This is a genomic window from Haloparvum sedimenti (assembly GCF_001462205.1).
GTDB lineage: Archaea > Halobacteriota > Halobacteria > Halobacteriales > Haloferacaceae > Haloparvum > Haloparvum sedimenti.
Map to the genome: position 1 here is coordinate 67,955 of NZ_LKIR01000116.1, position 4,601 is coordinate 72,555.

The following is a 4,601-nucleotide window of genomic DNA, read 5'->3' on the forward strand; positions in this document are numbered from 1 at the left end:
GCCGCTCCGCGACCGCGAGCGACGGTGCCGTCGCTGGCAGTCGGCGCGGTCGCGGTCGACGCGGTCGCGGTCGGCGCGGTCGGTGGCCCGCCGCCCCGAACGGTTGGATTGAAGTCCGACCGCGGGGAATTCCGCGACATGCAACCCGGAGATCGCGTTCGCGTCGAGCGCGCGGACGTCACGAACGAGGGCGTGCTGATGCCCTCCTCGACGAGCGACCACCTCGTCGTGAAGCTCGACGGCGGCTACAACGTGGGGATCGACCGCGAGGCCGCCGATGTCGAGGTGCTGGAGTCGGGCGTCCACGAGGTCGACGAGGGCGGAGCGAACGAGCCGGGCGAGGTCTCCGAGATCAGCTTCGACGAGGAGCTCCCGACGATCTCGCTCATCTCGACGGGCGGCACCATCGCCTCGACGGTCGATTACCGCACCGGCGCCGTGACCGCGCGCTTCGACGCCGAGGACGTGCTCCGGGCCGTGCCGGATCTCGCCGGCCGCGCGAACTACCGCGGCCGCGTCGTCGCCAACATCCTCTCGGAGAACATGGACCCCTCGATCTGGACGGACCTGGCAGAGGCGGTCCGCGAGGAGGTCGAGGCGGGCGCGGACGGCGTCGTCGTGATGCACGGCACGGACACGATGCAGTACTCGGCCTCGGCGCTGTCATTTATGCTCGACACGCCGGTCCCGATCGTCTTCACCGGCTCGCAGCGCTCTGCCGACCGCCCCTCCTCGGACAACGTGATGAACGCGGTCTGTGCCGTCGAGGCGGCGAAGGCCGACTGCGCGGAGGTGTTGGTCTGTATGCACGCCACGGAGAGCGACGACCGCTGTGCCCTCCACCGCGGCACGCGCGTCCGCAAGAACCACACCTCGCGTCGCGACGCCTTCGAGACGGTCGGTGGGAAGCCGCTCGGCGAGGTCGACTACGCGGCCGCGAGCGATGCGGATCCCTCCGACGGGGAACCCGCGTCCGGCGTCTCCTTCCGGCGCGAGCATGCCGAGCGCGGCGAGGCGGAGCTCTCCATCGCGCCCGACCTCGCGGCCGACGTGGAGCTCGTGAAGTTCACGCCCGGGATGGACCCGGCCGCGTGGGACTACCTCGACGGAACGGACGGCGTCGTCATCGAGGGAACCGGGCTCGGACACGTCCACACGGACCTCATCCCGCGGATCGAGGAGCTCGTCGAGTCGGGGACGACGGTCGCGATGACGAGCCAGTGTCTGGCGGGGCGAGTCTGTGACCGCGTCTACGACACCGGTCGCGACCTGCTCGATGCCGGCGTCGTGGAGGCGGGCGACACCCTCCCCGGAACCGCGAAGGTGAAGCTGATGTGGGCGCTGGCGAATGTCGAGAACCCGGCCGACGCGATGGGGCGGGACCTGGCCGGCGAGCTGACCGAGGAGTCACAGCCCTGGCGATAGATGAGCGACGACGACCCCGTCTCGGTCCGGCGGGCCCGCCCGGCGGACGCCGACGCGGTCGCCGCCTTCACCCGTGACACCTGGGGCGAGAGACACGGCGACTACGTCCCCGACGCGTTCCCGCGGTGGGTCGAGGCGGATGACCCCGACCGGCGCACCTTCGTCGTCACGCTGCCGCCCGAGGCAGTGGCGGACGCGGTCGAGGGTGACCCGGCGGCGGACCCGAACCTCGTGGACGGCCGGCGGGTCGTGGGCTGTATCCAGGGCGTGCTGCTCTCGGAGTGGGAGGCGTGGGGCCAGGCGATCCGCGTCGACCCCGCCGCCCGCGGATTCGGCGTCTCCAGGCACCTCTCGAGGGCCGTCTTCGACTGGGCGCGCGAGCGCGGCGCGACGGTCTGCCGGAACATGGTGTTCTCGTGGAACGTCGCCGGCCTCGGCCAGTCGCGGGCGGTCGGCTTCGACCCCTGCACGGAGTTCCGCTTCCTCCAGCCGTCGCCGGACGCCGAGGCGACCCCCGACCTCCCGGTCGCCGGCGTCGCCGCCGACGATCCGGACCCGGACGCCGCGTGGAGCTTCTGGACGGACAGCGACGCGCGCGAGCACCTTCGCGGGCTGTCGATGGACGCCGAGGAGACGTGGGCGCTCTCGGCGCTGACGCGCGAGGAACTGGCGGCCGCAGCGGCCGCCGACCGCCTGCTCACGGTCCGCGACGGCGGCGTCGCGGGGATGAGCTACCGGTCGTACACCCACGAGCGCGAGGCGGCCGACGGGTCGGACGCGGAGAGGATAACGGAGGCCATCTACGGCGTCGCCGCGTGGCGCGACGCGGAAGCGGCGGCGGCGCTGCTGTCGGAGATCGCCCGCGACGCGGCGGCTGCCGGTGCCGATCGGACGCGCGTGCTGGTGGCGGAGACGGTCGGAGTCGTCAGCGACGCGGCGGCGGCGCGGGTGCCGGTCTCCGACGAGCCCGACTTCGTGATGGCCGCGGACCTCACGGACCCCGCGGTCGGCCGGATCCGGGACGACGACGCGTAGTTCGGTCCGGGACTCCCGACCGTCACGCTCATTCGCCCCGCGTGCGAACGCTGACGCGATGGACCCGCTGTTCGTGGACCTGGCGACGGCCCGAACGCTGGCGTACTACGGCGCGCTCTACGTCGTCGTCGTCGGATTCGCGGTCTGGATATATCGTGACGCCCGCTCCGAGGGGGTCCGCTACCCCGCTGTCTGGGCACTCGCGACACTCGTGTTCACCATCGTTCCCGTCGTCGCGTACATGCTTCTGAAGTCGCGGCGCGGCGGGGTCTGATCGGCCGCCGACGCGGGCTCGACCCGGCGCTACTCCGGATACAGCTCCTCCTCGCGGTCGATCGCGTCGATCCGGGCCACGTCCTCCGGGTCGAGTTCGAGCTCCGCGGCCGCGAGGTTCGCGCGTTGGTGGGCCTCGCTCGAGGCCTTGGGAATGGCGACGACCGGCTCCTTCGCGAGGACCCATGCCAGCGACACCGCCGCGGGCGTGGTCCCGTGTTTCTCCGCGACGGTCCGGAGCGCCTCGACCTCTCCGGCGCGGCCGCCCGCGAGCGGCGAGTAGGCCACCACCGGGTAGCCGTGTTCGCGGGCGTGGTCGAGCAGTTCCGGCCGGTGATACAGCGGGTGCAGCTCGGTCTGGTGGGCCGCAAGCCGGAGCCCGCGGTCCGCGAGGACTTCGACGGCGTGGTCGAGCTGGTCGCGCTCGAAGTTGCTGACGCCGACATGGCGCACGAGCCCCTCGTCGACGAGATCGGCCATCGCGGGCAGGGTTCCCTCAGGGTCGTAGTCGCCGCGTGGGCGGTGGACGTACAGCAGGTCGATCGCGTCGACGCCCAGACGGTCGGCACTCGCGCGGGCGCTCTCCGGCACGTCGTTCGCCGCCAGCGCGTCGATCCAGAGCTTCGTCGCCAAGGTCACGTCCTCTCGGGAGAGACTCGAGTCTGCGGAGCCGAGCGCGGCCGCCAGCCCCTCGCCGACGACCGCCTCGTTCTCGTAGATCTGTGCGGTGTCGAGGTGGCGGTAACCGAGCCCCAGCGCCGTCCGCACGGCGGCGGGGTCCTCGATGCCCATCGTGCCGAGTCCGACGGTCGGGAGATCGAGCGGTCGGTCGATCGGCCGGTCGGCGGGCGGCTGCGGGTCGTCGGTCATGGGAAGCGGTCGGCTCGGGAGCCACTTATGTCGGCCGACCGCGGTCGGCTCCGGCGCGAAGAGCGGTCGCCCGACGAAACCTGCGTTACGCCGCCCGGACGGCGTCGAGCAGCTCGTCGTAGTCGGGCTCGTTCGTCGGGTCGTCGGCGACCCATCGGTAGGTCACCGTTCCGTCGTCGTCGAGGACGAAGACGGCGCGGTTGGCGTTGCCGTACAGTCCCAGCTCCGGGATGTCCATCTCCAGCCCGTAGGCGCGGATCGCGTCCCCGGCCATGTTGCTGACGAGGTCGAACTCGATCCCGTGTTCCTCCCGGAACGCGCCCTGCGAGAACGCCGAGTCCGCGCTCACGCCGAGGAGGGTCGCGCCCGCGTTCTCGAAGTCGGCGAGCCGTTCCTGAAACGCCACCATCTCGTTCGTACACGGCGGGGTGAACGCGCCGGGGAAGAACGCGAGGACCACGGGACCGTCCCCGAGGCGGTCCGCGAGCGCGAACGACTCGTGGTCGCTCGTACCGAGCGTCGCTTCGAACCGCGGCGCGTCGTCGCCAATCTCGGGTGCTGACATCGCCTACACTTGGACCGCGAGTGACATAAATGGCGGCGCCCGGCCGCGTCTCGAAAGGGAGCAGCCGGACTGGCACGCTGGGAGGAACTGAGGCACGTGGCGGCGACCACGGTGCTGTGGTGCAGTTGCGGTGATGCGGTGCAGTTGCGGTGATGCGGTGCAGTTGCGGTGATGCGATTCGATCGGCGCGCGCCGCGGCGACCCTGTGTCGCCGCGACCGCGCGAGGGAGGGCGCGGGCCGGCCGCGATGCGGTGCGGTTCCGCGGCCGGCCCGCGGCCGAGGTTGGGGAGGTGCGAGGCTGCGGTGCGAGGCGGTTGCGGTGCGGGGCTGTGCGGGGCTGTGCGGTTGCGGTGCGGGGCTGTGCGGGGCTGTGCGGTTGCGGTGCGGTGCTGTGCGGGGCTGTGCGGTTGCGGTGCGGTGCTGTGCGGGGCT

Annotated in this window: 5 protein-coding genes; 3 read left to right on the forward strand and 2 right to left on the reverse strand. The window is 72.1% G+C overall.

Going from position 1 to position 4,601, the window contains the following annotated elements; all coding sequences use genetic code 11:
• Positions 1-138: 138 nt before the first annotated feature.
• Genes gatD through AN233_RS06795 form a run of 3 tightly spaced genes read left to right on the forward strand, consistent with a single transcriptional unit; the run spans position 139 to position 2,734 of the window.
• Positions 139-1,425 carry a Glu-tRNA(Gln) amidotransferase subunit GatD gene (gene gatD, locus AN233_RS06785; RefSeq protein ID WP_058366060.1) on the forward strand — a complete coding sequence of 429 codons (1,287 nt, stop codon included), beginning with the start codon at positions 139-141 and terminating at the stop codon, positions 1,423-1,425.
• Positions 1,426-2,460, forward strand: a complete 1,035-nt coding sequence (locus AN233_RS06790) for a GNAT family N-acetyltransferase (protein ID WP_058366042.1) — start codon at positions 1,426-1,428, stop codon at positions 2,458-2,460.
• 58 nt (positions 2,461-2,518) lie between these two features.
• Positions 2,519-2,734 carry a hypothetical protein gene (locus AN233_RS06795; protein ID WP_058366043.1) on the forward strand — a complete coding sequence of 72 codons (216 nt, stop codon included), beginning with the start codon at positions 2,519-2,521 and terminating at the stop codon, positions 2,732-2,734.
• A gap of 29 nt (positions 2,735-2,763) precedes the next feature.
• Here AN233_RS06795 and AN233_RS06800 read toward each other — a convergent pair whose 3' ends face one another.
• Together AN233_RS06800 and AN233_RS06805 are read right to left on the reverse strand one after the other, a co-directional pair.
• On the reverse strand, positions 2,764-3,603 hold the full coding sequence (locus tag AN233_RS06800) for an aldo/keto reductase (RefSeq protein ID WP_058366044.1): 840 nt from the start codon (positions 3,601-3,603) through the stop codon (positions 2,764-2,766).
• Positions 3,604-3,688: 85 nt separating this feature from the next.
• A complete protein-coding gene (locus AN233_RS06805) occupies positions 3,689-4,168 on the reverse strand; it encodes a redoxin domain-containing protein (RefSeq protein ID WP_058366045.1) in 480 nt (159 codons plus the stop codon).
• Positions 4,169-4,601: the final 433 nt, after the last annotated feature.